Genomic DNA, 1975 nt, shown 5'->3' on the forward strand with positions numbered 1-1975 from the left:
TGCACCGTCGGCCCGGCGCCGGCCCAGCTCCGCCAGCGCACCGGCAAGGCCGGCCAGGGCAAGACAGCGGACGGGACGGCGCAGCGACCAGCCAATGAGCGGCAGCAGGGCCAGCTCCAGGAGCAGCCGGCCCGGCTGCGCGAAGGAATCGTAGGCCTGCCGGATGCGCTGGCCCGCGAAGTGTGCGGCGGCCGGAGGAACCCGGGCGACGAACAGGTCATCGGCGCGCACCTCGCGTCCGCCGGCCGCCGTGACGGTGCGGATCAGTTCAAGGTTTTCGAACAAAACGTCCCCGTCGTAGCCGCCGGCCGCCAGCAGCGCCTCGCGCCGCACCGCCAGTGTGCCGGGGAAGTCCGAGCCGAAGGCGCGGTTGAGCAGGCTGCGGGCGGTGTCCCAGCGCGCATGCCACGGCAAGGGGATGAAGTAGTTCTGCGGGCGGACGATTTCGGCCGCGTGCAGCAGCCCGACGGCGCGCCGCAGGGCCGGCAGGGTGTAGCGGACGTCGTCGTCGGCCAGCACCAGGCGCGCGGCGCGCGCCTGCAGCACCCCGGTCATAATGCCGGCCACCTTGCCGTTGCGCCCCGGCCACGGATCCGGCGGCACGTGTTCGGCGATCCCCTGCCAGGCGGCCGCGTGCCGGGTGAAGAGCTCCGGCGCGGAGCCGTCCACCACCCGGACGCGGATCCAGCGGCTGAGCCGGCGCAGGTACCGGGTCAGTTCCCCCAGGCCGGCATCCGAGCTCCACTTCAGCGGCAGGATGTACTCGGCATCCTCCAGTTCCGGCGGGCCCGCCGCGGGAGTGTTCATATGCCGGCGGCTGCCGGCGCATGCAGGGGCCGCCGCAGCGAGCTGGTTCCGGCCTGCCAGGCCGCCAGCTGGTGTTCGCCCACCATCGCGTCCACGGCCAGGCAGGCGGCCGTCCCGAAGACAATGTCCTCCACCAGTTCCGGGCTGGTTTCGGCCAGCCCGCCGGCGAGGTCCCGGCCGGCGATCTGCTCATGCACGGCATCCGCTTCCACATGCTCGTCGAAGTACAGGGCAACGTCGTCGCCGTAACCCAGGCGCCGGACGCCGCGGGCGTAGAAGCGGTTGGGGATGGAGGAGGTCATCTCGAAGGCCGCCAGGTGCCCGGCCACGGCTCCGCGCAGCCGGCGGTTGAGGCCGAACAGGGACATCATGTTCAGCGCGGCGAGCGTGACGGCCGGGATGTGGTCGATATAGGCGCCGTAGGTGTCGTCCAGCCCGGCACCGCGCAGGGTGCGGGCGAACAGCGCCGAATGCATCCTGTGCGCCCTGCCCCCGCCGTACTCGTCCGCCTGGATTTCCACCAGGGCGGCCTTCGCGCGGCCGGTGAGCCGGGGGATGGCCCAGCTGTGCGGGTCCGCTTCCTTGAGCTGGTAGATGGAGCGGTGGACAAGGAATTCGTGCAGCTGTTCCCTGCTGGCCGATTTGGCGATGAACCGCGAAACGCTCGGGCCGCCGTCGGCACCGGTCAGGGCAAAGAGCGTGCCGGCCACCGCCTCCGCGGTGGCGGCCGGCAGTTCGGGAAGCCGGACGCGGGCCCGCAGGGCCGTTTCGTAGCCCGCCTCGAGCCGGGCCCGGACGGCGAGCAGCCCGGGATGCCATTCCCAACCGTCGTCTACGCCGTCGAAGCCGGTGTAGTGCAGCTCGTAGAGGCAGAAGAGGGCCAGCTGCAGGTCCTCGTCGCGGAAAATATCGGGGGTCTGCGCCAGGGTCGTGGCGGCGGCACCGGCCAGTGCGGGCAGTCCGGACGCATCGGCGGGGGTGGCCGCCAAGGCGCTCAGCAGGGCGGAACTCAGGGGCCCGCGCGGACCGGGACGTTTCATTGGCACTCCACTGGTAAGTTTGCTTGGGATTGCGAACTTTATCAGTTGGAGGGCTGGGGTTGAAGGCCGGCCCCGCCGGGGCCGGCCTCCGCCGGATCCGGGGCCCGGCCCGCGCGGCCGCAGGCCGC

Annotated in this window: 2 protein-coding genes; both read right to left on the reverse strand. The window is 72.2% G+C overall.

What is annotated here, in order from left to right; genetic code table 11:
- The coding region (locus ACFQ36_RS22390; protein ID WP_377017726.1) for a glycosyltransferase at positions 1–807 on the reverse strand (807 nt) is incomplete at its 3' end.
- Positions 804–1847: an iron-containing redox enzyme family protein gene (locus ACFQ36_RS22395; RefSeq protein WP_377017728.1), complete on the reverse strand. Its 1044-nt coding sequence runs from the start codon at positions 1845–1847 to the stop codon at positions 804–806. The genes ACFQ36_RS22395 and ACFQ36_RS22390, both read right to left, overlap by 4 nt.
- Positions 1848–1975: the final 128 nt, after the last annotated feature.

The sequence above is a fragment of the Arthrobacter sp. GCM10027362 genome (assembly GCF_042679445.1).
In the GTDB taxonomy this organism is placed as follows: domain Bacteria; phylum Actinomycetota; class Actinomycetes; order Actinomycetales; family Micrococcaceae; genus Crystallibacter.